This window comes from Microbacterium sp. NPDC064978, from assembly GCF_044543605.1.
In the GTDB taxonomy this organism is placed as follows: Bacteria; Actinomycetota; Actinomycetes; order Actinomycetales; family Microbacteriaceae; genus Microbacterium; species Microbacterium meiriae.
Genome location: NZ_JBITWF010000001.1, coordinates 869920 through 896093, shown reverse-complemented (window position 1 = coordinate 896093; position 26174 = coordinate 869920). Strand labels below are relative to the sequence as shown.

The following is a 26174-nucleotide window of genomic DNA, read 5'->3' as shown; positions in this document are numbered from 1 at the left end:
GTGGCGTCTCCCGGACACCCCGAGGGCGCACGGACCTTCCGTGCGCCCTCGGGCACCGTCGTCTTCGTGCTCAGCATCCTGCTCGTGCTGTTCCTGCTGGGCGACACCGTCGTCAACGGCAGCATCGTGCAGGCACTGCTCGTGGCGCCCTGGCTGCTGCTCGGCCTGTGGATCGTGTACGAGACGGCCTTCGTCTCCTTCGTCCGCGTGGATCAGGAGGGGGCCGTGGTGCAGAACCTGCTGCGTCGCACGACCTTCGGCTGGGCGCACGTGCAGGACATCGACATGCGGTGGCAGCTCGAGTTCACGCTGGACGACGGCCGTACCCTGAGCTGCTGGGGCGGACCGGCCAAGGCGCGTCCGCCTCGTCGCTCCCGCGAGGAGGACGCCGAGCCGGAGGTGCCGTCCGCGCTCCGGGTGCTCACGGGCATCCGCGATCTGTGGACCGCGGCTCCCTCGACGGCGGACGCGCCGATCCGACGCAGCTGGGACGGCCCGGCCCTCATCGCCCTCGCGGTGATCGTGTTGTGGGCCGTCGCGGCGCTCGTCGTCGTCAACCTCGGCTGAGCGGGCCTCAGCCGGGAAGACCGAACAGGGCGGGCCAGGTGGCCGCGGCCCAGGGGTAGCCGACGAAGGCCGCCGCGTCGATGAGGAAGTGCGCCACCAGGAACGGCAGTAGCCGACCGGTGCGGTGGTAGAGCCATCCGAAGAGCAGCCCCATCGCGAGGTTGCCGATGAAGGCGCCGGGTCCCTGATAGAGGTGGTACGTCGCGCGGAGCACCGAGGTCGAGACGATGATCGTCCATGGCGACCACCCCAGCTGCCGCAGGCGGGCGAACAGGTACCCGAGCACGACGAACTCCTCCTGCAGCGACGCGCGCGCGGCGGCGAGCAGCAGGATCGGCACGGTCCACCAATGGGCGTCGAGGCCCGCGGGGTTCACGGCGACGAAGAGTCCGAGGGCCCGGCCGCCGAAGTAGAGCGCCAGTCCCGGCACGCCGATCGCGAGGACGAGGAGCGCGCCGCGGCCGATGTCGCCCGCCACCCGGGTGCCGTCGAGTCCCAGCCGCTCGAGGTGGGGGCGGCGGCGCTGCCACAACAGGAAGCAGACGAGGAGCACAGGCACCAGCCCGAAGCCGATCGACAGCCCTTGATAGATGAGGTCGAACACCTCCCGGTCGCTGCGGGAGGGGTTGAGGGTGGCCGTCTGATCCGCGAGGGGCGTGTCGTCCGTGAGTCGATAGGCGAGCTGCACGATCGCGTAGATCGCGGACTGACCGAGACCCAGGGCCAGCACGATGGCGGTCTCCCACCACAGCCGCCCTGAGCCTTCGCGCGGCTCGTCGCTCCGCCTCGGCGCGGTCGAGGACGTCTGCGGGACCGGGGGAGTCGGGTCGGGGAGGGTCACGGGACGATGGTACGACGTGCGTTCAGGAACCCGATCCGCGCGTACGTTATCCTGGAACGTCGGCTTCCCGGCGCAACCCCACACTCTTTGAGGACCCTTGTATGGCGCACGCCCTCCGCTCTGACCTCCGCAACGTCGCAATCGTCGCCCACGTCGACCACGGCAAGACCACGCTCGTCGACGCGATGCTCCGCCAGACGGGCTCCTTCGGCGACCACTCGCACGTGGAGGAGCGCGCGATGGACTCCAACGACCTGGAGCGCGAGAAGGGCATCACGATCCTCGCCAAGAACACGGCGATCACCTACAAGGGCAAGCACGCCGACGGCAAGGAGATCACGATCAACGTGATCGACACCCCCGGCCACGCCGACTTCGGTGGTGAGGTCGAGCGCGGCCTGTCGATGGTCGACGGCGTCGTGCTCCTCGTCGACGCGAGCGAGGGCCCGCTGCCGCAGACCCGCTTCGTGCTGCGCAAGGCGCTCGAGGCCAAGCTCCCCGTCATCCTCCTGGTCAACAAGACCGACCGTCCGGACGCCCGGATCGCCGAGGTCGAGGAGGAGGCGCACGACCTGCTGCTGGGCCTCGCCTCCGACCTGGTCGACGACGTGCCGGACCTCGACGTCGACGCGCTGCTCGACGTGCCGGTGGTCTACGCCTCCGGTCGCGCCGGCGCTGCATCGCGGAACCGTCCCGCCGATGGAGCGCTGCCCGACAACGACGACCTCGAGCCCCTGTTCGAAGCGATCCTCGAGCACGTCCCCGCTCCGGCGTACGACGACGAGGCTCCGCTGCAGGCCTGGGTCACGAACCTCGACTCCAGCCCGTTCCTCGGCCGCCTCGCCCTGCTGCGCGTCTTCAACGGCACGCTCAAGAAGGGCCAGACGGTGGCCTGGGTGCGTGCCGACGGCACCACGAGCAACGCGCGCGTCACCGAGCTGCTCAAGACCCGCGCTCTCGAGCGCTACCCGGCCGAGTCGGCCGGCCCCGGCGACATCGTCGCGATCGCCGGTTTCGAGAACATCACCATCGGCGAGACCATCGCCGACCCGGAGGACGTCCGCCCGCTTCCCGCGATCACGGTCGACGACCCCGCCATCTCGATGACGATCGGCACCAACACCTCGCCCCTCATGGGCAAGGTCAAGGGGCACAAGCTCACGGCGCGCATGGTCAAGGACCGTCTCGACAAGGAGCTCATCGGAAACGTCTCGCTCAAGGTCGTCGACATCGGGCGCCCGGATGCGTGGGAGGTGCAGGGTCGCGGCGAGCTGGCCCTCGCCATCCTCGTCGAGAACATGCGTCGTGAGGGCTTCGAGCTCACCGTGGGCAAGCCGCAGGTGGTCACCAAGAAGATCGACGGCAAGACCTATGAGCCGTTCGAGCACCTGACCATCGACACGCCGGAGGAGCACCTCGGCGCGATCACGCAGCTCCTCGCGAACCGCAAGGGCCGCATGGAGAACATGACCAACCACGGCACCGGCTGGGTGCGCATGGAGTTCATCGTCCCGTCGCGCGGTCTGATCGGCTTCCGCAGCGAGTTCCTCACCACGACCCGCGGCACCGGCATCGCGAACGCGATCTCGCACGGCTACGAGCCGTGGGCCGGTTCCATCACGACGCGCCAGAACGGCTCGATCGTCGCCGACCGCCAGGGTGTCGTCACCCCGTTCGCGATGATCGCCCTGCAGGAGCGCATGTCGTTCTTCGTGCAGCCCACGCAGGAGGTCTACGAGGGCATGGTCATCGGCGAGAACTCCCGCGCCGACGACATGGACGTGAACATCACCAAGGAGAAGAAGCTCACCAACATGCGTGCGGCCAGCTCCGACACGTTCGAGTCGATGACGCCCCCGCGCGTGCTGACCCTCGAGGAGAGCCTCGAGTTCGCCCGTGACGACGAATGCGTCGAGGTCACGCCCGAGGTCGTCCGCATCCGCAAGGTGATCCTCGACCAGACCGTCCGTGGTCGCGAGGCATCGCGCCTCAAGCGTCAGGACGCGAACGCCTGATCGTCTCGCACTCCTCTCGAGAGGGCCCCACGCCGCCGTCTGGCCGCGTGGGGCCCTCTCTCATGAAAATCCCAGGTGAGGGCTAGTTTTCGTTCAGGTTGATGACGCAGACTCGTTCACTTGCGCCCGGGGCGAGCTCCCGATGAGTCCCCTGAAAGGGCGTACGACGACCCGAAAGTCACAGCCTTGCTTCAGAAGACCCGTGCGCTTCGGCGCGCCTCCGACGCGGCAGCCGCTCGCGCCACTGTCACCCGTACACCCCTGATCGCCCTCGGTGCCGCCACGGCCGCGCTCGTCGGCATCACCCTCAGCGTCGGCCTCGCCTCCGCCCCGGCAGCCGGGGCCGAGCGCTCCGACACCGCCTCTGCCGTCACGAGCCAGAACCTGGGCTCCGAGCCGCTCACCCGCATCGCCGACAAGGCCGTCATGACGGTCTCGGACGGAACCGACGCGGTCGCCGCGGCGAAGAGCCTGACCGCGGAGGTCGCCGAGTCGGGCCTCGACGTGAGCGCCGCGGCGCCCGTCGACACCACCGCGCTCGAAGACGACCTGGAGACCCTCGCCGACCGATCCACGCTCCCGCTGGTCCTGATCACCGTGACGGCCGAGCAGGCCGAGGCGGAGACCGAGAAGGTCGTGACCGCCACGGCTGACCTCCAGAAGGCCTTCACTGCCGCGCAGGAGAAGAAGGCGGACGACGACGCGGCCCGCGCGGCCGAGGAGAAGGCGGCGGCTGCGGCGGCTGCGCTCGCCTCCGCGAACACCCCGGACGGCGCTCGGGCCACGGCGCAGCAGATGATGGCGGACCGCTACGGCTGGGGTGGCGACCAGTTCTCCTGCCTGAACTCGCTGTGGAACAAGGAGTCCGGCTGGAATTACAAGGCGTACAACAACGACGGGGGAGCGACCGGCATCCCGCAGGCGCTGCCCGGCAGCAAGATGGCCACGGCGGGCGCCGACTGGCAGACGAACGCCGCCACCCAGATCGCCTGGGGCCTGAAGTACATCGCCGACGCCTACGGCACTCCGTGCAGCGCCTGGGGACACTCCCAGGCCATGAACTGGTACTGAGCCGCAGAGCCGGCTCCTCGCGGAGGATCTGCCCCTAGCCGTCACCCGACACGGGCGCTACCGTGTCAGGGAGACGGCTGGGGGCGTCGCGATTCCGAGGAGGAGTGGTGCTCGATCCCACCGTCTGGCTCGATGTCCCTCAGGAGGTCTCCACGGGCACGCTGCCCGGGTGGGAGCGGGTGGACGAGCTCGTCCGCGAGGCCCACGCCCGGTACGCGGACGAGGTGTCCGGCCAGGTGGCGGACTACATCCCCGTGCTCGCCGCGGTCGATCCGGAGCTCTTCGGGCTCGCGGTGATCGAGGTGGGCGGCGGGATCCACGACGCCGGAGACGCCCTGCACCCGTTCTCCATCCAGTCGATCTCGAAGATGTTCGTCTATGCGCTGGCCATCCAGGAGCACGGCCACGAGCGGGTCCGCGAGATCGTGGGTGTGAACAACACCGGGCTCGCCTTCAACTCGGTCGTGGCGCTGGAGCTCAACGACGGGCATCCGCGAAACCCGATGGTCAACGCCGGGGCGATCGCCACCACGGCGCTCATGCCGGGCGCCACGGCGGTGGAGCAGTGGGAGCGTGTCCGCGAGGGGCTGTCCGCCTTCGCCGGACGCCCCCTGCGCCTGGACGGCGAGGTCTACGCGTCCGAGGCGGGGTCGAACGAGCGCAATCGGGCCCTGGGCTGGTTGCTGCGCAGCTACGGCCGGCTCGCCGGCGACCCCGATGAGATCGTCGACGTCTACACCCGGCAGTGTGCGCTGGCGGTCACCGCGCACGACCTCGCCGTCATGGGGGCCACGCTCGCCGACGGCGGAGTGAACCCGGTGACGGGGGAGCGGGTGGTCTCCGCGGACGTCTGCCGTGACACGCTGGCCGTCGTCGCGGCGAGCGGGCTGTACGAGCGGTCGGGCGACTGGCTGTTCGAGATCGGTCTGCCCGCCAAGTCGGGTGTCGCCGGCGGCCTCGTCGCGGTCTCTCCTGGCAAGGGCGCCGTCGCCGGGTTCTCGCCCCGCCTGGACGAGGCGGGCAACTCGATCCGGTCGCAGATGGCGATCGGACACCTGTCGCGGTCGCTCGGGCTGAACCTCTTCGCCTCCGCGCCCGCGCGTGAGCATGCCGGCGGGGCGGGCGCCTCGTCGTCGGAAGGAGAGCGCTCATGACCCGCACCGCCCCCGCACCCGCGAAGACGTCCTGGCTGCCGATGGTCAGCCTGTTCCTCGCGCAGGTGCTCATGTCCTTCAATGTCGCGGCGCTGCCGATCTCGCTCGGCGGCATGGTGGCCGACTTCGGCGTGCCGCCGACCATCGCGAGCACGACGATCGTGATGTACGGCCTCGCCGTGGCCGCGCTCGTGATGACCGGTGCCAAACTCGGGCAGCGCGTCGGCTGGGTGCTGATCTTCCGCGTCGTCGTCGCGCTCTTCGCCGGGTCCGCCGTGATGATGCTCCTCGCCCCGACCGTCTGGTGGGCCATCGCCGGGCAGGCTGTCGCGGGTGCGGCCGCCGCGATCATCGTCCCCTCGATCGTGGCCCTGATCGCCGAGAACTACCGGGGACCGCAGCAGGCCACCGCGATCGGAGCGATCGGCTCGGCACGCGCGATCTCCGGCGTCAGCGCCTTCCTCATCGGAGGGACGCTCGGCACCCTCGTCGGGTGGCGTCCGCTGTTCGTCATCGTGCTGGCGATCGCCGTGGCGGTCTTCGCCCTGAGCTTCACGCTGCGCGGCGACCGCGGGGACGCGGCGATCCGCATCGATCTCGTCGCCGCCCTCCTCATCGGCGCGGCGATCGTGCTGCTCACCCTCGGGTTCAACAACCTGAACAGCTGGGGAGCACTCGCGGCGGCGCCGTCCGCGCCGTTCTCCGTCCTCGGACTCTCGCCCGCCCCGATCTTCATCGTCCTGGGCATCATCCTGGGCCAGGGGTTCTTCCTGTGGACCCGGCGGCGGATGGCCGAGGGGAAGGTGCCGCTGATCGACCTGACCGTGCTGGGCTCGTCGCGAGAGCGCGCCGCGGTGTACGCCATGTTCATCGTCGTCGCCCTCGAGGCCTGCGTGAACTTCACGGTGCCGCTGTACATCCAGATCGTCCAGGGACGCACGCCGTTCGATACGGCCCTGGCGATGATGCCGTTCAACCTCACGGTGTTCATCACGGCGACGCTCGTCGTGCGCTTCTACAGGCGATACCCGCCGCGGACGATCGGCGTGTTCGGGTTCATCCTCACCACGGCGGCGCTCGTCTGGCTGTCGGTCGTGGTGACGAACAACTGGGAGACGGTGCCGACCATCGCCGGGCTCGTCGTGTTCGGCATCGGCCAGGGCGCCCTCGTCACCCTGGTGTTCAACGTGCTGGTGACGGCGGCGCCGCCCGAGCTCGCCGGCGACGTCGGGTCGCTGCGCGGCACCACGCAGAACCTGGCCTCCGCCGTGGGGACCGCGCTCGCCGGGGCGCTGCTGGTGTCCCTGCTCGCGCTCAACGTCGGCCGCGCGGTCGTGGAGCATCCCGAGCTGCCGCCGTCGCTGGTGTCGCAGGTCGATCTGAACGAGGTGAACTTCATCAGCAACGACGAGCTGCGTGCGGTGCTGGAGACCACGGACGCGACGCCGGAACAGGTCGACGCCGCGGTCGCCGTGAACGAGGAGTCGCGGCTGCGCACGCTCAAGCTCGGCCTTCTGATCCTCGCCGCGGTGAGCGCGCTCGCGATCCTGCCCGCGTCGCGCCTGCCGCAGTACCGACCGCACGAGATCCCCGACCCGTCGCCGACGGGCCCAGGGGAGTGAACCTCAGCGCAGCTCGGAGATGAGGACGGCGCTCGTGCCGGGCTCGACCGCCTCGAAGACGTGCGCGACGTCGCCGGCATAGGTCAGATAGTCGCCGGGGTTCAGCACCACGGCATCGTCGGGGGGACCGACCCGTGCCTGCCCGGCGATGAGGATCACGTGCTCGACCGTGCCCGCGTGGTGGGGGTCGGACCGGCGGGGGTCGCCGGGCTCCGCCTGGATCAGGTAGACGTCTCTCCGGGCACCCGGAGGGCTCGCGGAGAGCAGGGTGGCGCTGTAAGCCGCGGCGGAGGACGGCACGCCCGCGAGGTCGTCGGCGCGGATGAGGGTCGGGGCGTTGGCCTGCTGGTCGACGAGCACCGCGAAGGGCACGCCGAGCGCGACGCCCAGCGCCCACAGCGTCTCCACGCTCGGATTGCCGGCACCGCTCTCGAGCTGCGAGACCGTGGCCTTCGAGATCCCGGCCCGTCGGGCGAGTTCGGAGACGGACAGGTTCGCGGCCTCGCGCTCGCGGCGGAGCGTGCGGGCGATGCGGGTGCGGAGATCCTCCATGCGTTCATCATGGCAAACGATCGTTCGCTTGACTATACGGATCGCCATGTTCAGAATGATGATCGTGTGTTCAGTGAAGCGAACGTCGCGGTGGAGCGGGACCCGGTGACCGCTGAGCGTGAGGTGTGGCGCGAGGCGCTCGGTGTCGTGCTCGCCACGAGCGCCTACGGCATCTCCTTCGGCGCGCTCGCCGTCGCCGCGGGGCTCGACGTCTGGCAGACGTGCGTGCTCAGCCTCCTGATGTTCACCGGGGGATCGCAGTTCGCGTTCGTGGGGGTGTTCGCCGCCGGTGGCCTGGCCGCCCTGCCTTCGGCGATCGCATCGGCGGCACTCCTCGGCGTGCGCAACGTCGCCTACGGGATGCGCATGTCGCCGCTCATCGGGGGCGGACCGGCACGGCGAGCGGCCGCCGCGCACTTCACCATCGACGAGTCCACCGCCGTGGCGATCGCGCAGGACGATCCGCGTCTGCGTCGCGTCGGATTCTGGGTCACGGGCGTCGGGATCTTCCTCGGCTGGAACCTCACCACGCTGGTCGGTGCGCTGGTCGGCGACGTGCTCGGCGACCCGAGGGCCTGGGGGCTGGATGCCGCGGCGGCTGCGGCCTTCCTCGCCCTGCTGTGGCCGCGTCTGCGTGAGCGGCAGGCCGTCGCCGTCGGGATCGCGGCCGCCGTGATCGCGGCAGCCCTCACCCCGTTCCTCATGCCGGGGCTCCCGGTGCTCGTCGCCGCTGTCGTCGCGATCGTCGTCGGGTGGTTCAACTGGCTGGGGACACCGCGTCCCGCGAGCGCCGGCGAAGGCGAGGGGGTCGCATGAGCCTCTGGAGCGCCATCCTCTTCGCCGCCCTGATCTGCCTCGCGCTGAAGGCCGTGGGCTATCTCGTGCCGCCGAAGGTGCTCGAGGCGCCGCGCCCCGCCCGCATCTCCGACCTCCTCACCGTCGCCCTGCTCGCCGCCCTCGTCGCGGTGCAGTCCCTCGGGGACGGGCAGGCGATCACCGTGGACGCCCGCGTGCCCGCCCTGCTCGTCGCGGCGGGACTCCTCTGGCTGCGGCAGTCGTTCCTCGTGGTGGTGGCGTCCGCCGCCCTCGTCGCCGCCCTGCTGCGGCTGTCCGGTCTCGCCGCCTGAGCCGTCGTCTCGCCGGGCACGGCCCGGGTAGGATCGGGGGGTGCGCGGGAAGTGGTTGTCGAGGGTGCTGTCCTGGGTGGCCGCTGCCCTGGTGGGCGGGGTCTACGGCGTCGCGGGAACCATCGCGCACAGCGTCATGTGGGGGCCGATCCCGATCGGCCTGATCGTCGCCGCTGTCGCGTGTGCCGCGATCCTCATCGCCGTGCGGGCGCTCACCCACGACCGGGGGGCCGCGGTCGCCGCCGGTCTCGGGATGCTGGCCATGATCGTACTCATCTCGGGCGTCGGTCCCGGTGGCTCCGTCGTCGTGCAGGACACCCTCGCCGGGCGCATCTGGACCTATCTCGCCGCCGGCATCGTACTGCTCGTCATCGCGTGGCCGTCGTTCTCCCGGCAGCCGGTCCGCCCCGCCACGCCGTCCTCGGAGGAACCCGAGGTCCACGGGTCGTAGACTGAGGGGGTGACGTATGTGATCGCCCTCCCGTGCGTCGATGTCAAGGATCGCGCCTGCATCGACGAGTGCCCCGTTGACTGCATCTACGAGGGCGAACGGTCGCTCTACATCCACCCGGACGAGTGCGTGGACTGCGGGGCGTGCGAGCCGGTGTGCCCCGTCGAGGCGATCTACTACGAGGACGACCTCCCCGACGAGTGGCAGGACTACTACAAGGCCAACGTCGAGTTCTTCGACGAGATCGGCTCGCCCGGCGGCGCCGCCAAGGTCGGCGTCTACCCGTTCGACCACCCGATCATCGCCGCGCTCCCGCCGCAGGGCGAGTAGGCACGCTCCGTGAGCGTCCGCGACCTCGCCGACTACCCCTGGGACGCCGTGGTCCCCTACCGCGAGCGCGCCGCCCGGTACCCGGACGGTCTCGTCGACCTCTCCGTCGGCTCGCCGGTCGATCCCACGCCGGAGGTCGTCCGTCAGGCACTCGCCGAGGCGACCGACGCCCATGCATATCCGCAGACCGTCGGCACCCCCGCGCTCCGGGAGGCGATCGTCGACTGGTACGCCCGCCGCCGCGGCGTCCCGGACCTCCGGGTCGACAACGTGCTGCCGACGATCGGCTCCAAGGAGCTCGTCGCGCTCCTGCCCACGCTGCTGGGGCTCGGTGCCGGAGACATCGTCGTGCATCCCCGCGTCGCCTACCCGACGTACGAGGTCGGCGCGCGGGTGGCGGGGGCGACGCCCCTGGCGGCCGACGACCCGGCGGAGTGGCCGGAGGGCGCGAAGCTCATCTGGATCAACACCCCCGGCAACCCGGACGGCCGCACGTGGACCGTCGACGAGCTCGCCGTGGCCGTGCAGCGGGCGCGGGAGCTGGGCGCCGTGCTGGCGAGCGACGAGTGCTACGCCGAACTGGGATGGGACGGCCCCTGGGCGGACGAGCCCATCCCGTCGGTGCTCGACCCCCGGGTGACCGGCGGCACGCGGGCCAACCTCCTCAGCGTCTATTCGTTGAGCAAGCAGTCCAACCTCGCGGGATACCGCGCGGCCTTCGTCGCCGGATGCGCCCGCGTGGTCGGCGAGCTCCTCACCGCGCGCAAGCATCTCGGCCTCATGCCGCCTGCGCCCGTCCAGCAGGCGATGGTCGTCGCCCTCGGTGACGAGGCGCACGTCGTGGCGCAGAAGGAGCTCTACCGTGAGCGGCGCGCCCTGCTGCTCCCCGCCGTCGAGGCGGCCGGCTTCCGCATCGACGGGTCGCAGGCCGGGCTCTATCTCTGGGCGACGGAGGGACGCGACGCCTGGGAGTCGATGGCGCGTCTCGCCGACCTCGGGATCCTCGCCGGACCAGGGCACTTCTACGGAGCGTCGTCCCCCGAGCATGTGCGGCTGTCGCTGACGGCGCCGACGGACCTCGTCGCCGAGGCGGCTCGGCGTCTGCGCGGAGCGGATCTGTAGGAACCCTCCCTGCTGTGCCGATCCCTTTGGCGGTTGTCACAGTAGGCCTGTGTGACGACTAGGCTGTAAAGGCGATTCGGTCGGCACCCGGCCAGGCGCTCAGCGCCCGAGAGATCGCCAGTTCCGGCTTGATCAAGAACTTGCTGACGCCCGCGACGCCGGGGCGATCAGACAGAAGGAGGAGGTCCGCGTGAGCGCTGCGGCAGACCAGACGGCGAAGCTGACGATCGGCGACACCACCGCCGAATTCCCCCTGGTCCGCGGCACCGCGGGCCACGACAGCATCGACTTCTCGACGCTGACCCGTCAGACCGGCCTCACGGGGCTCGACTACGGCTTCGTCAACACGGCCTCCACCAAGTCGGACATCACGTTCATCGACGGTGACAAGGGCATCCTGCGGTACCGCGGCTATCCGATCGAGCAGCTCGCCGGCAGCACCAGCTACCTCGAGGTCGCCTGGCTGCTCATCTACGGAGAGCTGCCGTCCGCCACGGAGCTGGCCGAGTTCGACGAGAAGATCCGTCGCCACACACTGCTGCACGAAGACCTCAAGCGCTTCTTCTCCGCGCTGCCGCACACCGCGCACCCCATGTCGGTGCTGTCGTCCGCCGTCGCCGCTCTGTCGACGTACTACGAGGGCCAGACCGACCCGCACAACCCCGAGCACGTCGAGCTGAACACCATCCGCATGCTCGCCAAGCTCCCGGTGATCGCCGCCTACGCGCACAAGAAGAGCGTCGGCCAGGCGTTCCTCTACCCGGACAACTCGCTCGGCTTCGTGGAGAACTTCCTGAAGCTGAACTTCGGCGTGAACTCCGAGCCGTACGAGATCAACCCGACGATGGTGAAGGCCCTCGAACTGCTGCTCATCCTGCACGAGGACCACGAGCAGAACGCCTCGACCTCCACCGTCCGTCTCGTCGGCTCGACCGGCGCCAACCAGTTCGCCTCCGTCTCGGCCGGGATCCAGGCCCTGTCCGGACCCCTGCACGGCGGTGCGAACGAGGCGGTCCTCACCATGCTCGGCCAGATCCGCGACTCGGGTCAGAGCGTCTCCCGGTTCGTCGAGCGGGTGAAGAACAAGGAAGAGGGCGTGAAGCTGATGGGCTTCGGGCACCGGGTGTACAAGAACTACGACCCGCGCGCCAAGCTCGTCAAGGAGGCCGCAGACGAGGTGCTGAGCTCGCTCGGCGTCACGGATCCGCTCCTGGACCTCGCGAAGGAGCTCGAGGAGATCGCCCTCGCCGACGACTACTTCCGTGAGCGGCGCCTGTATCCGAACGTCGACTTCTACACCGGCGTGATCTACAAGGCGATGGGATTCCCCACGCGTATGTTCACCGTCCTCTTCGCGATCGGCCGTCTTCCCGGCTGGCTCGCCCAGTGGCGCGAGCTGCAGCTCGACCCGCAGACCAAGATCGGCCGCCCGCAGCAGCTCTACACCGGGTCGCCGGAGCGCGCGTTCCCGACGCGCTGAGCGCTGCGCCGTAGACGCCGAAGGCCCCCTCGCACCGGAGTGCGAGGGGGCCTTCGCTGTTGTCAGGCGCGAGCCGGGATCAGCGTCCCTGGGCTCCACGCGTGCCCTGACGGCCCTGGCCGCCCTGACGCTGCGAGCCCGGCGCGCCGCCCTGGCCCGCGGCGCGGGGACGACGACGGCGGCGGGACGGCGGGGTGGTCGCGGTGCTCCTCTCGCCACCCGCCGGTCGCTGCTTCGCGGAGCGCTGCTGCTGCGGCTGCGGTGGCGCGGGCCGCACGTGCGGTGCCCGCTCCGGGACGAGCTCGGTGACGGCGTCGGTGGTGAGGTTCTCCAGCGGTGCCGTGATCGCGGCCTTGCGCAGGAGATCCTTCACGTCGCGGCGCTGCTCGGGCAGGACGACGGTGACGACGGTGCCGGCCGCGCCGGCCCGAGCCGTGCGTCCGGAACGGTGCAGGTACGCCTTGTGCTCGACGGGCGGGTCGACATGGACGACGAGGTCGACGTTGTCGACGTGCACACCGCGGGCCGCGACGTCGGTCGCGACGAGGACGCGGACGCCGCCGTCCTCAGGAGCGGCGGAGAAGGCGCCGAGGTTGCGCTCGCGCGCGTTCTGGGACAGGTTGCCGTGCAGGTCGACGGCCGGGATGCCGGCGGCGGTGAGCTGCTTGGCGAGCTTCTTCGCCTGGTGCTTGGTGCGCGTGAAGAGGATGCGGCGGCCCGTGCCGGAGGCGAGGTCGCGCACCAGCACGGTCTTGTTCTCCGGGGAGTCGACGACGAGCACCCGGTGGGTCATCTCGCCGACGGGCACGCTCGCCTCGTCGACCTCGTGGCTGACGGCGTTCGTGAGGAACCGGCGGGCGAGGGTGTCGACGCCGCGGTCCAGCGTCGCGCTGAACAGCAGGCGCTGACCGTCGGCGGGGGTCGCCGAGAGGATGCGGGTGACGCCGGGGAGGAAGCCGAGGTCGGCCATGTGGTCGGCCTCGTCGAGCACGGTGACCTCGATCGCGCTGAGACGCACGATCTGCTGCTTCATGAGGTCTTCCAGACGGCCGGGGCAGGCGACGACGATGTCGACGCCGCCCTGCAGCGCCTGCTCCTGCGGACGCTGGCTGACGCCGCCGAACACGGTGGTGACGCGCAGTCCGACGGCCTCGGCCAGGGGGGCGACGGTCGCGGCGATCTGGGTGGCCAGCTCGCGGGTGGGGGCGAGCACGAGGCCGCGCGGCAGGCCGGAGCGGCGCTTGTGGCCGGAGGCAGCCAGGCGGGCGACGAGCGGGAGCGCGAAGGCGATGGTCTTGCCGCTGCCCGTGCGTCCGCGACCGAGGAGGTCACGGCCGGCGAGCGAGTCGGGCAGGGTGTCGCGCTGGATGGCGAACGCCTCGGTCTTTCCGGAGGCGGCGAGAACGGTGGCGAGCTCGGCGGGAACGCCGAGCTCGAGGAAGGAAGACATGCAGAGAACTCCGTCAGCGCACGAGAACGGCGCGGGATAGTGGGGTGAGGTGGGCGAAGACGCAGCGAGTGCGCGTCCGTTCGCCGTGCGAATGGCCAGTTCGGGCTGGAGAGGGGAGCGCGGGCGCTCGCTTCGGTCCTCGGAGACCCCTAGACGACGACGATGCTGACCGGCCGGCGGCGCGGGCAACGACCCCAGTCTACCAGCGGCGACCGGTCGAAGGCTGCAGGTGCGCTGTCAGGCGTGGAGCGCTTCGTTGAGCGTCACGCCGACACCGGCCCGGCGGACGGCCTCGACGGCGCCCGTGAGGGAGTTGCGACGGAAGAGCAGGCCGTCCTCACCCGAGAGATCGGCGCCCTTGACGGTCTTCCGTCCGCCGTCGGCGGTCGCGGGGCCGTCGGCGAGGACGATCTTCGTGCCGGCGGTGACGTAGAGCCCGGCCTCCACGACGCAGTCGTCGCCGAGGGAGATGCCGATGCCGGCGTTCGCGCCGAGCAGCGTGCGGGCGCCGATCGACACACGGTGCGACCCGCCACCGGAGAGCGTGCCCATGATCGAGGCCCCGCCGCCGATGTCGCTGCCGTCGCCGACCACCACGCCCTGCGAGATGCGACCCTCGACCATCGAGGCGCCGAGGGTTCCGGCGTTGAAGTTCACGAAGCCCTCGTGCATGACGGTGGTGCCCGGGGAGAGGTGGGCGCCCAGCCGCACGCGCGAGGCGTCGGCGATGCGCACCCCGGCGGGCTGCACGTAGTCGGTGAGGCGGGGGAACTTGTCCAGACCCTGGATCTGGATCCCGGCGCGCTGGAGCTGCGGGCGCAGGCGCGCCGCATCGGCGGGGAGCAGGGGGCCGGCATTGGTCCAGGCGACGTTCGGCAGATGACCGAAGATGCCGTCCAGGTTGAGGGCGTTCGGCCGCACGAGCAGGTGCGACAGGGCGTGCAGGCGCAGATAGGCGTCCGCCGTGGAGGCCGGAGCCGCGTCCAGATCGATCGTGAGCTCGACGACCGCGATGGTCACGTCGCGCCGCTCGTCCTGGCCCGTCTGCGCGTCGAGCGCGGTGCGGGCGGTGGCGACCTCGTCCGCGGACGGCGCGGACGAGCGGACCTCCGGGTACCACGCGTCGAGGACCGTGCCGTCGCTCGCGGTGGTCGTCAGGCCCAGTCCCCAGACAGATCGTGCGTCGCTCATGCCTCCACGGTATCGCGCCGACGACGGTGTCCCGTCCCGCATGACGGGCATCAGTAGGCTGGGGGCATGGTGCTCGATCTGACCGCGTCCTCCGCCGACATCACCCGCGCGATCTGCGATGTCCCGAGCGTCTCCGGCGATGAGAAGACCCTGGCCGACCTGATCGAGGAGGCCGTGTCCGGTCTGCCGCACCTGGAGGTCATCCGCCACGGCAACACGGTGGTCGCCCGCACGGATCTCGGCCGAGCGCAGCGCGTGGCGATCGCCGGGCACATCGACACCGTGCCCCTCAACGACAACCTGCCCACGCGCGACGTCGAGATCGACGGCGTGCCGCATCTGTGGGGAAGGGGCACCGTCGACATGAAAGCCGGGGTCGCGGTGCAGCTCAAGCTCGCCGCCGAGCTCACCGACCCCGCGATCGACGTGACCTGGATGTGGTACGACAACGAGGAGGTCGCGGCCTCCCTGAACGGCCTCGGGCTTCTCGCCGCGGCACGGCCCGACCTGTTCCAGGCCGACTTCGCCATCCTCGGGGAGCCGTCGAACGGACAGGTCGAGGGTGGGTGCAACGGCACGCTGCGGGCGATCGTGCGGACCACGGGCGTCCGCGCGCACAGTGCCAGGGCCTGGATCGGCGAGAACGCGATCCATCGCGCGGCCCCCATCCTCACTCGGCTGTCCGAGTACCGGGCGCGCGAGGTGATGGTCGAGGGCCTGCTCTACCGGGAGGGGCTCAGCGCGGTCCGCATCGCAGGAGGGGTCGCGGGCAACGTCATCCCGGACGCCTGCGAGGTCGAGGTCAACTACCGCTTCGCGCCGAACAAGTCCGCGGCCGACGCCGAGGCCCACGTCCGGGCGGTCCTCGCCGGATTCGACGTCGAGATCACGGATGCCGCCGAGGGCGCGCGCCCCGGTCTGGACGCCGACATCGCGCGCCGCTTCGTCGCGGCCGTCGGCGCGGAGCCGCAGCCGAAGTACGGGTGGACCGACGTGGCCCGCTTCTCGGCCCTCGGCATCCCGGCCGTGAACTACGGACCCGGCGACCCGCATCTCGCCCATCACGACGAGGAGCGCGTGCCGCTCGCCCAGATCGACGCCGTCGAGCGGGGTCTGCGCGCATGGCTCACGTCGCACTGACGCTCACGCGGCGCTGGGCGCGGATGCCGCTCGCCCTGCGCATCGGCATCGTCTACGTCCTCGCACGGGTCGTGACGACCGGATTCCTCATCGCCGCGGCCTCCCTGTCCACGGTGTTCTCCCGCTTCGGCGACGACGCGGGACTCATCGACTTCGTCCTCGGATGGGATGCGCAGTGGTACTGGCAGGTGGCCGTGCACGGCTATCCCTCGGACCTCCCGCTGACGGACGACGGGCAGGTGGCCGAGAACGCCTGGGCGTTCATGCCGGTGTTCGCGTACGCCGCGAAGGCGTTGGGCTTCGTGCTCGGTTCCTGGGCGGCCGGCGCCCTCGTGCTCTCGCTCGGTGCCGGCTACCTGGCCTGTCTCGCCCTGCATCGGCTGCTCCGCGACCGCGTCGGGAACGCGGCCGCGTTGTGGGCCGTCGTCTTCTTCGCATCCGGTCCGCTCGCCGCCCTGTTCCAGGTCGGATACGCCGAGACGCTCTTCCTGCTGCTGCTGTTCCTCGCCCTGGACGCGACGATCCGGCGGAACTACGCCTGGCTGTACGTGCTGATCCCCGTTCTGGGGTTCACCCGTCCCGGCGTGCTCGCCTTCGCGCTGTACCTCGGCCTGCACGGGATCCTTCGCTGGAGGCACCGCCGCACCGATCCGCTGGGCGCCAGGGAAGTGGTGCACATCGTGGCACTCGGCGCGCTGGCGACGGCCACCGGATTCGCCTGGCAGCTGATCGCGGGCGTCGTGACCGGAGACCCCGGCGCCTACCTCGCCACGGAGCTCGCGTGGCGACGGCACTGGATCGTCGGCGGCGTCGAGGGCTTCGTGCCCTTCGAGGGATGGGTGCAGGCGTCGCACTTCTGGTTCGAGCTGTGGGGTCTGCCGCCGGGATGGGGACCCGTCGCCCTCGTCGTCCTCGTGCTCGCCGCGGCCGCCGCGCTGCTGCTGTCCCCGCAGGTGCGCGCGCTCGGCCCGGATCTGCGTCTCTGGAGCGCGAGCTACCTGCTCTATCTGCTCGCGGTGTTCTTCCCCCAGTCGAGCACCTTCCGCCTCTTGCTGCCGCTCAGCCCGGCGTGGGGAGCGGTCGCGGTCCCGCGCTCCCGTGCCTGGCGGCTCGGCGTGCTCGCGCTGTGCCTGCTGGGTCAGTGGGTCTGGATCTATCACGTGTATGCCCTCGGCAGTACGTTCTGGCAGGTGCCCTGACGACGCGGCGACGCGGATTGTGTCCGGTGACGTCCACGGCGCGGCCGCACCCGATAAACTCGTCCCATACCACCGGAGGAAAGGGAGCCACGATGGCAGCGATGAAGCCGAGGACCGGAGACGGACCCATGGAGGCCGTGAAAGAGGGACGACTCATCATCGTGCGTGTTCCGCTCGAAGGAGGAGGCCGCCTGGTCGTCTCCGTGAACGACGCCGAGGCCAAGGAGCTTCACGACGTGCTCGGTGCCGTCGTGGCCCCGGCCTGATCGAATCTGGTCCGCTGCGGCGGAACCGAGAGGGCGATGGATCCGCGGATCCCTCGCCCTCTTCGCGTGAGCGGCGTCCGATCAGGCGCGGTCGTCGAGGCGGATCAGCTGCAGCAGACCCTCGCCCGCGGGGGAGACGGTCGCCAGCACCGCCGACGACTCCTGGGTCTCCTGCACGAGCGACCGGTAGGCGGATGTGATGTCGTCGCGCTGGACGGGGTCGGCCACGCGGCCCCCGGCGAGGATGCGGGGCACGAGGACCAGGCCGCCCGTGCGGGCGAGGCGGAGGCCGTGCGAGACGTACTCGATGACGTTCTCGGGGTCGGCGTCCACGAGGACGATGTCGTACGACGCCTCGTTCATCCGGGGGAGCACGTCGATCGCGCGACCGGCGATGAACCGGGCACGAGTGGCGGGCACCTTCGCGTCCGCGAACGCCTGGCGGGCGGCGGCGAGGTGCTCGGGCTCGTTGTCGATCGAGGTCAGCACCGCGGTCGGCGCGCCGCGCAGCAGCCAGAGTCCGGAGACGCCGGCGCCGGTGCCGATCTCGACGATGGAGCGGGCGGTGCCTGCGGCGGCGAGCACGGCGATCTGCGAGCCGACGACCGCGCTGATCGGGGCGGCCCCCAGCTCGACGGCGTGGGCGCGAGCGCGGGCGATGGTCTCCGGCTCGACGATGGACTCCCGAAGGAAGCGCGCGTTGGCGTCGTGCTCGCTCATGACCTGCCTCTCCTGCGTGCATGGCTGATGTCTCCAGGGTATTCGCTCACCGCGCGCAGAGCCTGCAGGCGCGGCGGTAGCCTGGTCACATGACGTTCGGCCTCACCTTCGAGAAGCTGCTGCTCATCGGCCTGATCGCCGTGCTGATCATCGGCCCCGAGCGTCTGCCGCGTGCCGCGGAGGGCTTCGCGCGCATCGTGCGCAAGGCCGGTGAATACCTCCGCGACACGAAGTCCCGCGTGCGCGAGGAGATGGGTCCGGAGCTCGACGACGTGGACTGGCGCAAGCTCGACCCGCGGCAGTACGACCCTCGGCGCATCATCCGCGACGCGCTCCTGGAGGAGCCGGAGCCCGCGACCCCCGCGCAGGCCACGGCGACGATCGCGGAGCCGGTGGCCCCGCGCACCGCGCCGCCGACCTTCAGCGCGGAGAACCGTCCGCCGTTCGACACCGAGGCGACCTGAGCCGCCCGGGTCACGAGATCCGCGTCCGCAGCGTCGCCAACTCCTCGTCGCTGAAGAGGGAACGCGGAATGGCGGTGGCGACGGAGGCATCGCGGACTTTGAAGATCACCGCGTCCCGGCCGACGCGCAGGCTCTGGAACGTGCGGTAGGGGATCTCGGAACGGCGGCGATCGCTGCCCAGCTGCAGACGATCCTCGTCGAGCGCGACCCACACCACGCTCTCCACCGGCATCGCGGCGCGCACGGCCCGACGGGCGCTCGAGGTGGTGAGGATCACCGCATACGCTCCCAGAGCGATGGTCACCGCGGGCATCCAGGCGACGAGCGCGCTCACCTCCTCTCCGGCGGCGAGACGGTCGTTGAGGGTGAGGACGGAGAGCACGAGGCCCGCCGCCAGCGCGACCCACATCACGATCGCGACAGGCCTGGTCAGCGCGTAGACGGCCGCGTCTCTGGCCATCCTCCGCAGAAGCCCTTCATCCACGGTCACGGAGCGATGCGGCATCCGTCCATCCTCCCACGCGCCCTCACCCGATCGACATGGGCAGCGTTCGGCCGGCCAGGCCTCGCCCTCGACGCGCGAGCGCCTCCGCCAGCGCGCGGATCGCCCCCGCGGCGGCATCGTCCGGCGCGGAGGTGACGACCGGAACGCCCTCGTCCCCGCCCTGGCGGAGGGCCGGGCTGAGCGGGATGGAGGCCAGCAGCGGCACCGCAGCGTCGGGCACGGACAGGGCCTCCGCGACAGATGCGCCGCCGCCGGCCCCGAAGAGATCGACGACGGTGCCGTCGGGGAGCGTGTATGCGGCCATGTTCTCGACCACGCCGATCACGCGCTGTCCGGTCTGGCGTGCCACGAGCCCGCTGCGGATGGCCACGTCGGAGGCCGCCGCCTGGGGTGTGGTGACCACGAGCACCTCGGCGTGGGGGAGGAGCTGCCCGATCGAGATGGCGATGTCCCCGGTGCCAGGGGGCATGTCGATGAGCAGGACGTCGAGGTCGCCGAAGAAGACGTCGGTGAGGAACTGCGAGACCGTGCGGTGCAGCATCGGTCCGCGCCAGGCCACCACGGACTCCCCGTCGCGCAGGAACATCCCGATCGAGATGGTCTTCACCCCGTGGGCCACCGGCGGCAGCATGAGGTCGTCGATGCGCGTCGGCTGCGTGCCGGAGGGGATCCCGAGCAGTCCGGGGATCGAGAAGCCGTGCACGTCCGCATCCACCAGGCCGACGGCGAGGCCCTGGTCGGCGAGGGCGACCGCGAGGTTCGCGGTGACCGTCGACTTGCCGACGCCGCCCTTCCCGCTGGAGACGAGGATCACGCGGGTGAGCGAGTCGGGCCCGAACGGCATGTGCCGCGCCGGGCGGCCGGCGCGGAGCCGTTCGGTGAGGGCCTTGCGCTCGGCAGGCGTCATCACGCCCACCTCGACCGCGACGTCCGTGATGCCGGGGACCGCGGCGGCGGCGCCGCGCACGTCGCGCTCGATGCGGTCGGCGGCGGGGCATCCGACGATCGTCAGCACGATGCCCACACGCGCCACCCCGTCTTCGACCGTGATGTCGCGCACCATGTCGAGGTCGCCGATCGGTCGCCGCAGCTCCGGGTCGGTCACCGCCGCCACTGCGGCTCTGACGTTCTCGGCCGCGGTCATGAGGCGGCGCCGCCCGCGGACTTCTCCTCGGTGTCGCCCAGCTCTGCCAGCAGGGCACGGAGCTCCTGCCGCAGCACGTCGCGGGTGACCACCTGCGCGTTGCGCTCCTCCAGCGACATCCGCAGTGCGACGATCTCACGGGCCAGGTACTCGGTGTCCGCGAGGTTCCGTTCGGCGCGCTGCCGGTCCTGCTCGATCTGCACGCGGTCGCGGTCGTCCTGGCGGTTCTGCGCGAGGAGGATGAGCGGCGCGGCGTACGACGCCTGCAGCGACAGCATGAGGGTGAGCGCGGTGAAGCCGAGCGCGGCGTCGTCGAAGCGGACCTCGCGCGGCATCAGCGTGTTCCAGCCGATCCAGAGGATGCAGAAGAGACTGAGGATGACGAGGAATGCGGGAGTTCCCATCGCGCGGGCGACCCACTCCGTGAAGCGGCCGAAGCGGTCGCGCGAGGTGGAACGGGGGCGGGTGCTCGTCCGTCCTGGCGCGTCGAGGCGGGCGGCCCGCTCCTTGCGCGCCATCAGTGCGTCTCCGTCACGGGCGGCGCCACGTCGTCGCTGTCGTGGGTGCGCCAGTCGTCCGGCAGCAGGTAGTCGAGGACGTCGTCGATGCTGATCGCGCCGACGAGGCGGTGCGCGGCGTCGATGACCGGCAGCGAGACGAGGTCGTAGCTGGCGAGCATGCGGGCGACCTCGGCCGCGGAGGCGGTGACCGGCACCGGCTCGAGGCTGTCGTCGAGGATGGCGCCGAGACGCTCGTGCGGCGGGTAGCGCAGCATCCGCTGGAAGTGCACGAGCCCGAGCAGGCGGCCGGTGGGGGTCTCGAACGGCGGGAGCGTGACGAACACGGCCGCGGCGAGGGCCGGATGCAGCTCGTGACGGCGGATGAGCGCCAGCGCCTCGGCGACCGTGGCATCGGCGGAGAGGATGATCGGCTCCGGGGTCATCAGACCGCCCGCCGTGTCCGGGCCGTAGCGCAGGAGCATCCGCACGTCCTCCGCCCTCTCCGGCTCCATCCGCTGGAGCAGCTCCTCCAGCTGGGTGGGTGGGAGCTGGGCCAGCAGGTCGGCGGCGTCGTCCGGCTCCATCTGGTCGAGGATGTCGGCCGCGCGCTCCTCGCCGAGGCGGTCGAGGATGTGCACCTGCTCGTCCTCGGGCATCTCCTCGAGGGCGTCGGCGAGGCGGTCGTCGGAGAGCTCCTCCGCCACCTCGATCATCCGCTGCTGCGGGAGGTCGAGGAGCGTGTTGGCGAGGTCGGCGGCGTGCAGCTCGGAGTAGGAGGCGACGAGCTGCTCGGCGGACTGGGACTCGCCCGGCGCCTGTTCCTCGGTCACCTCGCTCCAGGCGGCGAACGTCGTCGGGCCCTTGGCGAACGGCGACGCGCCGGTCTTCGGGCGACGCAGGAAGAGCTGGCTGATCGCCCACTCGCCGAGGCGGTTGGGTTCGATCGCCACGTCCTCGATCACGGCCGTGCCGCTGCCGTCGGTGAGGCTCACCCGTCGGCCCAGCATCTCGGCGAGGACGCGCACCTCGCCGGCGCGCGGGGAGAAGCGGCGGACGTTGATGAGGCCGGTGGTGATGACCTGCCCGGACCGGATGGACGTCACCCGGCCGATCGAGAGGAACACGTGCCGGCGGCCGGGGATCTCCACGACCAGCCCGATGACACGCGGGGCCGCGGTACTTCGATACACGACGACGACATCCCGGACCTTGCCGAGGCGGTCGCCGACGGGATCGAAGACGGCGCACCCTGCCAGGCGCGCGGCGAAAACCCGTTGTGTGCTCACTCGACCAGCGTAGCCCGCGGCGTGCCGGGGCGGCGGCTGCGGCGGTCGCTCGGCCGGCCGCGGGGCACGACGTGGAAGAATAGCCGGATGAGCATGCTGAATCGCCCCGCGAGCGGCACGGACACCGGTGAGATCGTCGCCTCCATGCGCGACTACGAGAGCGCGCAGAAGGCGGTGTCGAAGCTGATCGCCGGAGAGGTACCCGCGCGCGACATCGCGATCGTCGGGCAGAGCGTGCGGACGGTCGAGCGGGTGACCGGACGGCTCGGCTACGCCGCCGCCGCGCGCTCGGGAGCGATCAACGGGGTGCTCATCGGACTCTTCCTGTCGGCGATCCTCGTCCTGGGCAACCCCGAGGTGCCGATCCAGCTGTTCGTCGGCTTCGTCCTCATCGGCGTCGCGGTGGGCATGCTGCTCAGCCTCATCACCTACGCCATCGTGCGCCGCCGCCGGGACTTCGCGAGCGTGACGCAGTTCGCTGCGGATCACTACGAGGTGACCGTGCAGCCCGGCTCGCTGGCGAAGGCGCGGCAGGTCCTCGGCGCGCAGCGGGTCGCCCCCGTGCGTCCTCCGGTGAACCTGGACGAGCCGCCGAAGTACGGCGAGCGGATCCCGCAGGGCGCTCCGGCTCCCGCTCCTGAGCCTGTTCCGGAGCCCGCTCCCGCTCCCGAGCCTGCCCCCGCTCCGGAGCCTGCCCCCGCTCCCGAGCCGGGTCTTCCGCCGCGGCCGGCCGACCCGGAGACGGGCACCCCCGGGTCCGTGCGGTGACCACGGGGGCCACCGCCCTGCGCATCGAGGTCGCTCTGCCCGCCGGGGCGATCACGGTGTCCGCCGAGTGGACGCCGGGTACCCGTGACGACGTCGTCCTGATCGCGCACGGGGCGGGGGCCGCGAAGGACCATCCGTTCCTCGTCGGTTTCGACCGCGCACTCGCGGCGCTCGGGTACTCGACTCTGCGCTTCAACTTCCCGTACATCGAGCAGGGGCGTCGCATGCCCGGTCCTGCCGCCCACGCGGTCGCGACCTGGGAGGCCGCGGTCGCCGAGGCCCGCGCGCGGGCGCCACGATCCGCCGTGTGGGCCACCGGGAAGTCCTACGGCGGCCGCATGGCGTCCATGGCCGTCGCCGAGGGCCTTGCCGTGGACGGCCTCGTCTACCTCGGCTATCCGCTGCATCCGCCGGGCCGCCCGGATAGGCCCCGCATCGCGCACCTGCCATCGATCACCGTCCCGCAGCTCTTCGTGGAGGGCACCGCGGACCCGTTCATCCAGCCGATCGCCCAGCTCGACGAGGCCGTCGCCGGCTGTCAGGACGCGCGGGTGCACTGGATCGAGGGCGGCGGGCACTCCTTCGAGGTGAAGGGGCGGAGGCGTCCGCCGGCGGAGGTCGCTGCGGACCTCGCACCGGTGGTCGACGCCTTCGTCACCGGGCAGCGGGACTGAGCGGGGCCGCCGCCCCGCTCCCGCCCGTCGTCAGCCCTGCAGACGCGCCATCCACGCCTCGACCTCGTCGGCCGTGCGGGGGATGCCCGCGGAGAGATTGACCGGGCCGTCCTCGGTCATCAGGATGTCGTCCTCGATCCGGACGCCGATCCCGCGCAGCTCGGCGGGAACCGTGAGGTCGTCGATCTGGAAGTACAGTCCCGGCTCGATCGTGAAGACCATGCCGGGCGTGAGGATGCCGTCGTAGTACATCTCGCGGCGCGCCTGCGCGCAGTCGTGCACGTCGATGCCGAGATGGTGCGACGTGCCGTGCACCATGTAGCGACGGTGCTGGCCGCCCTTGTCCGCGTCCAGGGCTTCCTCCGCGGTGACGGGGAGGAGGCCCCACTCCGCGGTGCGCTCAGCGATCACGGCCATGGCCGCCGCGTGCACGTCGCGGAAGCGGACGCCGACCTTCGCCGCCGCGAGAGCCGCGTCCGCGGCCTCGCGCACCGTCTCGTAGACCCGGCGCTGCACCTCGGTGAACGTCCCGGACACCGGGAGCGTGCGGGTGATGTCGGCGGTATAGAGGCTGTCGGCCTCCACACCCGCATCGACGAGGATGAGGTCTCCTGGCACGACGGCGCCGTCGTTGCGCGTCCAGTGCAGGTAGCAGGCGTGCGGTCCGGACGCGGCGATCGTGTCATAGCCTTCGCCGTTGCCGTCCTCGCGGGCGCGGCGGTGGAAGACGCCCTCGACGACGCGCTCGCCACGGGCATGTGCCACCGCGGCGGGGAGCTCGCGGATGAGGTCGTCGAAGCCCTGCGCCGTGATCTCCACGGCCCGGCGCATCTCGGCGATCTCGAAGTCGTCCTTGATGAGGCGCAGCTCCGAGACGACACGGGTGAGGGTCTCGTCCTCCTCGAGGACCAGCTCGCCCTCGACCGGGGCGAACTCGTGCAGGTGCGCCGTGGCCAGCTGCAGGTCGGCGGCGACACCGGCGAGCGACGGACGCGGCCCGATCCAGAATTCGCCGACCGTGGCGTCGGCGTAGAACTCCGTCGTGGTGCGGTCGGCGCGCTCGCGGAAGTACAGCGTGACGTCATGCCCGTCGTCGGTCGGCTCGAAGACGAGCACCGAGTCCGGTTCGGCGTCGGACGCCCAGCCGGTGAGGTGCGCGAAGGCGGAGTGCGCGCGGAAGACGTAGTCGGTGTCGTTGCTGCGCTGCTTGAGCGAACCGGCGGGGATCACGAGCCGCTTGCCGGGGAACGCGGCTGAGACGGCAGCGCGGCGGCGCTCGGCGTACGGAGCCTGGGCGCGCGGCGCGGGCAGCGTCTCCGGACGCTCGGCCCACCCGGTGGAGATGGTGTCGAGGAAGCCCTGCGGGAAGGGCTGCTTGCGATTGGTCGAGCTGTTCTCGACGGGGGTTTCGACGGTCTCGTCAGCGATCGTGTCGTTTTCTCCGGTGCTCATCCGTCCAGTCTCTCACCTGGAGGCCGCGCAGCGTGATCAGCCGGCCGGCTCGAGCTGCACGATGAGGGCGCGGTGGTCGCTCCCGCCGGCATCCTCGAGGACGGCAGAGCCGGTGGGGCGCCAGTTGGCGGACGCCATCACGTGATCGATGGGGGCACCGGCGAGGGCGGGGAACGAGCTCGGCCAGGTGCCGGACATCCCGTTGCCGGTCCGGGAGGCGACGTCCCGGCAGTAGCCGATGTCGCCGCCGTCGACGCCGAGGGAGGCCATGTGATCCACGGTGGCGTTGAAGTCTCCGGCGAGGATGAAGTCACCCGCAGGGCACTGGTCGGCGATCCACTGCAGATCGCTCTGCCATTGCTGCATCTCCTCCATGCGCGGCGCGACGGCGTGCACGGCGACGATCGTGGGGCCGTCCCCGTCGATCGGCATGAGCACGGCGCTCGGCACGGATCCGGTGTTGTTGCTTCCGTCCTTGGAGGACTCGATCACGGAGTACTCGCCGAGCTCGGGAGCCACCAGGACCGTGGTCTGCCACGACTGCGGGCCGTCCTCCACGTCCGGGCGGAACTGCACATGGTGCACCCACATCGGATGGCCCTGCTCGCGCAGCATGAGCGCGATCCGCTCGCCGACCTCTTCGGTGGTCTCCGGCAGCGCCACCACGTCGGCCTCCTGCTCGAGGATCTCCCGGGCGATCTGCTCGGCGGAGACGGCCTCACCCGCCGTGTTCCAGGTGAGCACCCGCAGACTCGTGTCCGTCCGCTCAGGCAGGGCCGCCACCCCGAAGCCGCGGGTCGCTCCGATCGCACCCGTCGCCGCAGCACCGAGGAGGGCGACGATCAGGACCGAGGCCGCGAACCCGCGCAGCGGTCGGGCGAGGAGCAGCAGCAGCGCCAGCACCGCGATGACCAGGAACCCGCCGAGCACGAGGCCGCGGGCGGCGACGAGCTGAGCGAACGGGTAGGTCTGCTCGAGGTGGAAGAACTGCGGCCACACCACGATCGCCGACGCGATCGCGAAGAGCACGGTGAGCAGGATCCCCAGGAGACGAAACATCCCCTCCAGCCTAGAAGCGCCGCC

Annotated in this window: 28 protein-coding genes; 17 read left to right on the top strand and 11 right to left on the bottom strand. The window is 71.1% G+C overall.

Annotated features, from left to right (window positions below; genetic code table 11):
* Complete coding sequence (locus ACIGJI_RS04570) at nt 1–567, top strand: PH domain-containing protein (RefSeq protein WP_187663643.1); 567 nt, start codon at nt 1–3, stop codon at nt 565–567.
* Nucleotides 568–574: 7 nt separating this feature from the next.
* Here the strand turns inward: ACIGJI_RS04570 and ACIGJI_RS04565 are convergent, their stop codons facing one another.
* Nucleotides 575–1408 (bottom strand): CPBP family intramembrane glutamic endopeptidase, encoded by an 834-nt coding sequence (locus tag ACIGJI_RS04565; protein WP_396667012.1) that lies wholly within the window; start codon nt 1406–1408, stop codon nt 575–577.
* A 101-nt stretch (nt 1409–1509) separates the two neighbouring features.
* Between ACIGJI_RS04565 and typA the strand changes: the two genes are divergently transcribed.
* The 4 genes from typA (at nt 1510) to ACIGJI_RS04545 (ending at nt 7270) form a co-directional block, all read left to right on the top strand.
* Complete coding sequence (gene typA / locus ACIGJI_RS04560; RefSeq protein WP_187663645.1) at nt 1510–3423, top strand: translational GTPase TypA; 1914 nt, start codon at nt 1510–1512, stop codon at nt 3421–3423.
* A 186-nt stretch (nt 3424–3609) separates the two neighbouring features.
* On the top strand, nt 3610–4494 hold the full coding sequence (locus tag ACIGJI_RS04555; RefSeq protein ID WP_363445840.1) for a phospholipase: 885 nt from the start codon (nt 3610–3612) through the stop codon (nt 4492–4494).
* Between the two features lie 107 nt (nt 4495–4601).
* A complete protein-coding gene (gene glsA / locus ACIGJI_RS04550) occupies nt 4602–5648 on the top strand; it encodes a glutaminase A (protein WP_363445842.1) in 1047 nt (348 codons plus the stop codon).
* Complete coding sequence (locus ACIGJI_RS04545; protein WP_363445844.1) at nt 5645–7270, top strand: MFS transporter; 1626 nt, start codon at nt 5645–5647, stop codon at nt 7268–7270. Before glsA ends, ACIGJI_RS04545 begins: the two co-directional genes overlap by 4 nt.
* Nucleotides 7271–7273: 3 nt before the next feature.
* Here ACIGJI_RS04545 and ACIGJI_RS04540 read toward each other — a convergent pair whose 3' ends face one another.
* Nucleotides 7274–7822, bottom strand: a complete 549-nt coding sequence (locus ACIGJI_RS04540; RefSeq protein WP_187663649.1) for a helix-turn-helix domain-containing protein — start codon at nt 7820–7822, stop codon at nt 7274–7276.
* 105 nt (nt 7823–7927) lie between these two features.
* Here ACIGJI_RS04540 and ACIGJI_RS04535 point away from each other — a divergent pair, with 105 nt between their 5' ends.
* The 6 genes from ACIGJI_RS04535 to ACIGJI_RS04510 all read left to right on the top strand — a co-directional run bounded on the left by ACIGJI_RS04535 (nt 7928) and on the right by ACIGJI_RS04510 (nt 12332).
* Nucleotides 7928–8638 (top strand): AzlC family ABC transporter permease, encoded by a 711-nt coding sequence (locus tag ACIGJI_RS04535; protein WP_363445983.1) that lies wholly within the window; start codon nt 7928–7930, stop codon nt 8636–8638.
* Complete coding sequence (locus tag ACIGJI_RS04530; protein ID WP_363445846.1) at nt 8635–8949, top strand: AzlD domain-containing protein; 315 nt, start codon at nt 8635–8637, stop codon at nt 8947–8949. Before ACIGJI_RS04535 ends, ACIGJI_RS04530 begins: the two co-directional genes overlap by 4 nt.
* Before the next feature lie 40 nt (nt 8950–8989).
* A complete protein-coding gene (locus ACIGJI_RS04525) occupies nt 8990–9400 on the top strand; it encodes a histidinol dehydrogenase (protein ID WP_259962800.1) in 411 nt (136 codons plus the stop codon).
* A 9-nt stretch (nt 9401–9409) separates the two neighbouring features.
* Complete coding sequence (gene fdxA, locus ACIGJI_RS04520; protein WP_017203330.1) at nt 9410–9730, top strand: ferredoxin; 321 nt, start codon at nt 9410–9412, stop codon at nt 9728–9730.
* 9 nt (nt 9731–9739) lie between these two features.
* Nucleotides 9740–10852, top strand: coding sequence for a succinyldiaminopimelate transaminase (gene dapC / locus ACIGJI_RS04515; protein WP_280568564.1), 1113 nt, complete (start codon nt 9740–9742; stop codon nt 10850–10852).
* Nucleotides 10853–11042: 190 nt separating this feature from the next.
* Nucleotides 11043–12332, top strand: coding sequence for a citrate synthase (locus tag ACIGJI_RS04510; protein WP_259953090.1), 1290 nt, complete (start codon nt 11043–11045; stop codon nt 12330–12332).
* Nucleotides 12333–12411: 79 nt separating this feature from the next.
* Here the strand turns inward: ACIGJI_RS04510 and ACIGJI_RS04505 are convergent, their stop codons facing one another.
* Nucleotides 12412–13782, bottom strand: coding sequence for a DEAD/DEAH box helicase (locus tag ACIGJI_RS04505; RefSeq protein ID WP_396667011.1), 1371 nt, complete (start codon nt 13780–13782; stop codon nt 12412–12414).
* 237 nt (nt 13783–14019) lie between these two features.
* Complete coding sequence (gene dapD / locus ACIGJI_RS04500; protein ID WP_187663653.1) at nt 14020–14973, bottom strand: 2,3,4,5-tetrahydropyridine-2,6-dicarboxylate N-succinyltransferase; 954 nt, start codon at nt 14971–14973, stop codon at nt 14020–14022.
* A 66-nt stretch (nt 14974–15039) separates the two neighbouring features.
* Between dapD and dapE the strand changes: the two genes are divergently transcribed.
* The 3 genes from dapE (at nt 15040) to ACIGJI_RS04485 (ending at nt 17578) form a co-directional block, all read left to right on the top strand.
* Nucleotides 15040–16113, top strand: coding sequence for a succinyl-diaminopimelate desuccinylase (gene dapE / locus ACIGJI_RS04495; RefSeq protein ID WP_187663654.1), 1074 nt, complete (start codon nt 15040–15042; stop codon nt 16111–16113).
* A complete protein-coding gene (locus tag ACIGJI_RS04490; RefSeq protein ID WP_363445849.1) occupies nt 16095–17312 on the top strand; it encodes a hypothetical protein in 1218 nt (405 codons plus the stop codon). Before dapE ends, ACIGJI_RS04490 begins: the two co-directional genes overlap by 19 nt.
* 92 nt (nt 17313–17404) lie before the next feature.
* Complete coding sequence (locus ACIGJI_RS04485; RefSeq protein WP_071328210.1) at nt 17405–17578, top strand: DUF3117 domain-containing protein; 174 nt, start codon at nt 17405–17407, stop codon at nt 17576–17578.
* An 81-nt stretch (nt 17579–17659) separates the two neighbouring features.
* On the opposite strand, the gene ACIGJI_RS04480 is transcribed toward ACIGJI_RS04485, so the two are convergent.
* Nucleotides 17660–18298, bottom strand: coding sequence for an O-methyltransferase (locus tag ACIGJI_RS04480; protein ID WP_187663656.1), 639 nt, complete (start codon nt 18296–18298; stop codon nt 17660–17662).
* An 89-nt stretch (nt 18299–18387) separates the two neighbouring features.
* Here ACIGJI_RS04480 and ACIGJI_RS04475 point away from each other — a divergent pair, with 89 nt between their 5' ends.
* Complete coding sequence (locus ACIGJI_RS04475; protein WP_268777749.1) at nt 18388–18762, top strand: twin-arginine translocase TatA/TatE family subunit; 375 nt, start codon at nt 18388–18390, stop codon at nt 18760–18762.
* A gap of 10 nt (nt 18763–18772) precedes the next feature.
* Here ACIGJI_RS04475 and ACIGJI_RS04470 read toward each other — a convergent pair whose 3' ends face one another.
* The 4 genes from ACIGJI_RS04470 to ACIGJI_RS04455 are packed head-to-tail and all read right to left on the bottom strand — an operon-like array spanning nt 18773 to nt 22197.
* Nucleotides 18773–19267, bottom strand: a complete 495-nt coding sequence (locus ACIGJI_RS04470; RefSeq protein WP_187663658.1) for a YcxB family protein — start codon at nt 19265–19267, stop codon at nt 18773–18775.
* Nucleotides 19268–19289: 22 nt separating this feature from the next.
* A complete protein-coding gene (locus tag ACIGJI_RS04465) occupies nt 19290–20411 on the bottom strand; it encodes an Mrp/NBP35 family ATP-binding protein (RefSeq protein ID WP_280569713.1) in 1122 nt (373 codons plus the stop codon).
* Nucleotides 20408–20929, bottom strand: a complete 522-nt coding sequence (locus tag ACIGJI_RS04460; protein WP_187663660.1) for a DUF1003 domain-containing protein — start codon at nt 20927–20929, stop codon at nt 20408–20410. Before ACIGJI_RS04460 ends, ACIGJI_RS04465 begins: the two co-directional genes overlap by 4 nt.
* Complete coding sequence (locus ACIGJI_RS04455) at nt 20929–22197, bottom strand: magnesium transporter MgtE N-terminal domain-containing protein (RefSeq protein ID WP_268777747.1); 1269 nt, start codon at nt 22195–22197, stop codon at nt 20929–20931. Before ACIGJI_RS04455 ends, ACIGJI_RS04460 begins: the two co-directional genes overlap by 1 nt.
* A gap of 87 nt (nt 22198–22284) precedes the next feature.
* Between ACIGJI_RS04455 and ACIGJI_RS04450 the strand changes: the two genes are divergently transcribed.
* Nucleotides 22285–22965 (top strand): general stress protein, encoded by a 681-nt coding sequence (locus tag ACIGJI_RS04450; RefSeq protein WP_363445851.1) that lies wholly within the window; start codon nt 22285–22287, stop codon nt 22963–22965.
* Entirely contained in the window at nt 22962–23639 is a 678-nt protein-coding gene (locus ACIGJI_RS04445) for an alpha/beta family hydrolase (RefSeq protein WP_363445853.1), read from the top strand. Before ACIGJI_RS04450 ends, ACIGJI_RS04445 begins: the two co-directional genes overlap by 4 nt.
* A gap of 30 nt (nt 23640–23669) precedes the next feature.
* Here the strand turns inward: ACIGJI_RS04445 and ACIGJI_RS04440 are convergent, their stop codons facing one another.
* Together ACIGJI_RS04440 and ACIGJI_RS04435 are read right to left on the bottom strand one after the other, a co-directional pair.
* Entirely contained in the window at nt 23670–25091 is a 1422-nt protein-coding gene (locus ACIGJI_RS04440) for an aminopeptidase P family protein (protein WP_259953112.1), read from the bottom strand.
* Between the two features lie 36 nt (nt 25092–25127).
* The gene (locus tag ACIGJI_RS04435) at nt 25128–26150 is read right to left on the bottom strand and encodes an endonuclease/exonuclease/phosphatase family protein (RefSeq protein WP_268777745.1); all 1023 of its coding nucleotides are present in this window, start codon (nt 26148–26150) and stop codon (nt 25128–25130) included.
* Nucleotides 26151–26174: the final 24 nt, after the last annotated feature.

Bases quoted from the DNA above. Each gene is read 5' to 3' on its own strand.
- ACIGJI_RS04505 (WP_396667011.1), bottom strand. From the start codon at position 13,782: ATGTCTTCCTTCCTCGAGCTCGGCGTTCCCGCCGAGCTCGCCACCGTT.
- ACIGJI_RS04490 (WP_363445849.1), top strand. From the start codon at position 16,095: ATGGCTCACGTCGCACTGACGCTCACGCGGCGCTGGGCGCGGATGCCG.
- ACIGJI_RS04475 (WP_268777749.1), top strand. From the start codon at position 18,388: ATGACGTTCGGCCTCACCTTCGAGAAGCTGCTGCTCATCGGCCTGATC.
- ACIGJI_RS04485 (WP_071328210.1), top strand. From the start codon at position 17,405: ATGGCAGCGATGAAGCCGAGGACCGGAGACGGACCCATGGAGGCCGTG.
- ACIGJI_RS04465 (WP_280569713.1), bottom strand. From the start codon at position 20,411: ATGACCGCGGCCGAGAACGTCAGAGCCGCAGTGGCGGCGGTGACCGAC.
- typA (WP_187663645.1), top strand. From the start codon at position 1,510: ATGGCGCACGCCCTCCGCTCTGACCTCCGCAACGTCGCAATCGTCGCC.
- ACIGJI_RS04540 (WP_187663649.1), bottom strand. From the start codon at position 7,822: ATGGAGGATCTCCGCACCCGCATCGCCCGCACGCTCCGCCGCGAGCGC.
- dapE (WP_187663654.1), top strand. From the start codon at position 15,040: ATGGTGCTCGATCTGACCGCGTCCTCCGCCGACATCACCCGCGCGATC.
- ACIGJI_RS04435 (WP_268777745.1), bottom strand. From the start codon at position 26,150: ATGTTTCGTCTCCTGGGGATCCTGCTCACCGTGCTCTTCGCGATCGCG.
- ACIGJI_RS04460 (WP_187663660.1), bottom strand. From the start codon at position 20,929: ATGGCGCGCAAGGAGCGGGCCGCCCGCCTCGACGCGCCAGGACGGACG.
- ACIGJI_RS04470 (WP_187663658.1), bottom strand. From the start codon at position 19,267: ATGCCGCATCGCTCCGTGACCGTGGATGAAGGGCTTCTGCGGAGGATG.
- ACIGJI_RS04450 (WP_363445851.1), top strand. From the start codon at position 22,285: ATGAGCATGCTGAATCGCCCCGCGAGCGGCACGGACACCGGTGAGATC.
- ACIGJI_RS04530 (WP_363445846.1), top strand. From the start codon at position 8,635: ATGAGCCTCTGGAGCGCCATCCTCTTCGCCGCCCTGATCTGCCTCGCG.
- ACIGJI_RS04545 (WP_363445844.1), top strand. From the start codon at position 5,645: ATGACCCGCACCGCCCCCGCACCCGCGAAGACGTCCTGGCTGCCGATG.
- dapD (WP_187663653.1), bottom strand. From the start codon at position 14,973: ATGAGCGACGCACGATCTGTCTGGGGACTGGGCCTGACGACCACCGCG.
- ACIGJI_RS04480 (WP_187663656.1), bottom strand. From the start codon at position 18,298: ATGAGCGAGCACGACGCCAACGCGCGCTTCCTTCGGGAGTCCATCGTC.
- ACIGJI_RS04440 (WP_259953112.1), bottom strand. From the start codon at position 25,091: ATGAGCACCGGAGAAAACGACACGATCGCTGACGAGACCGTCGAAACC.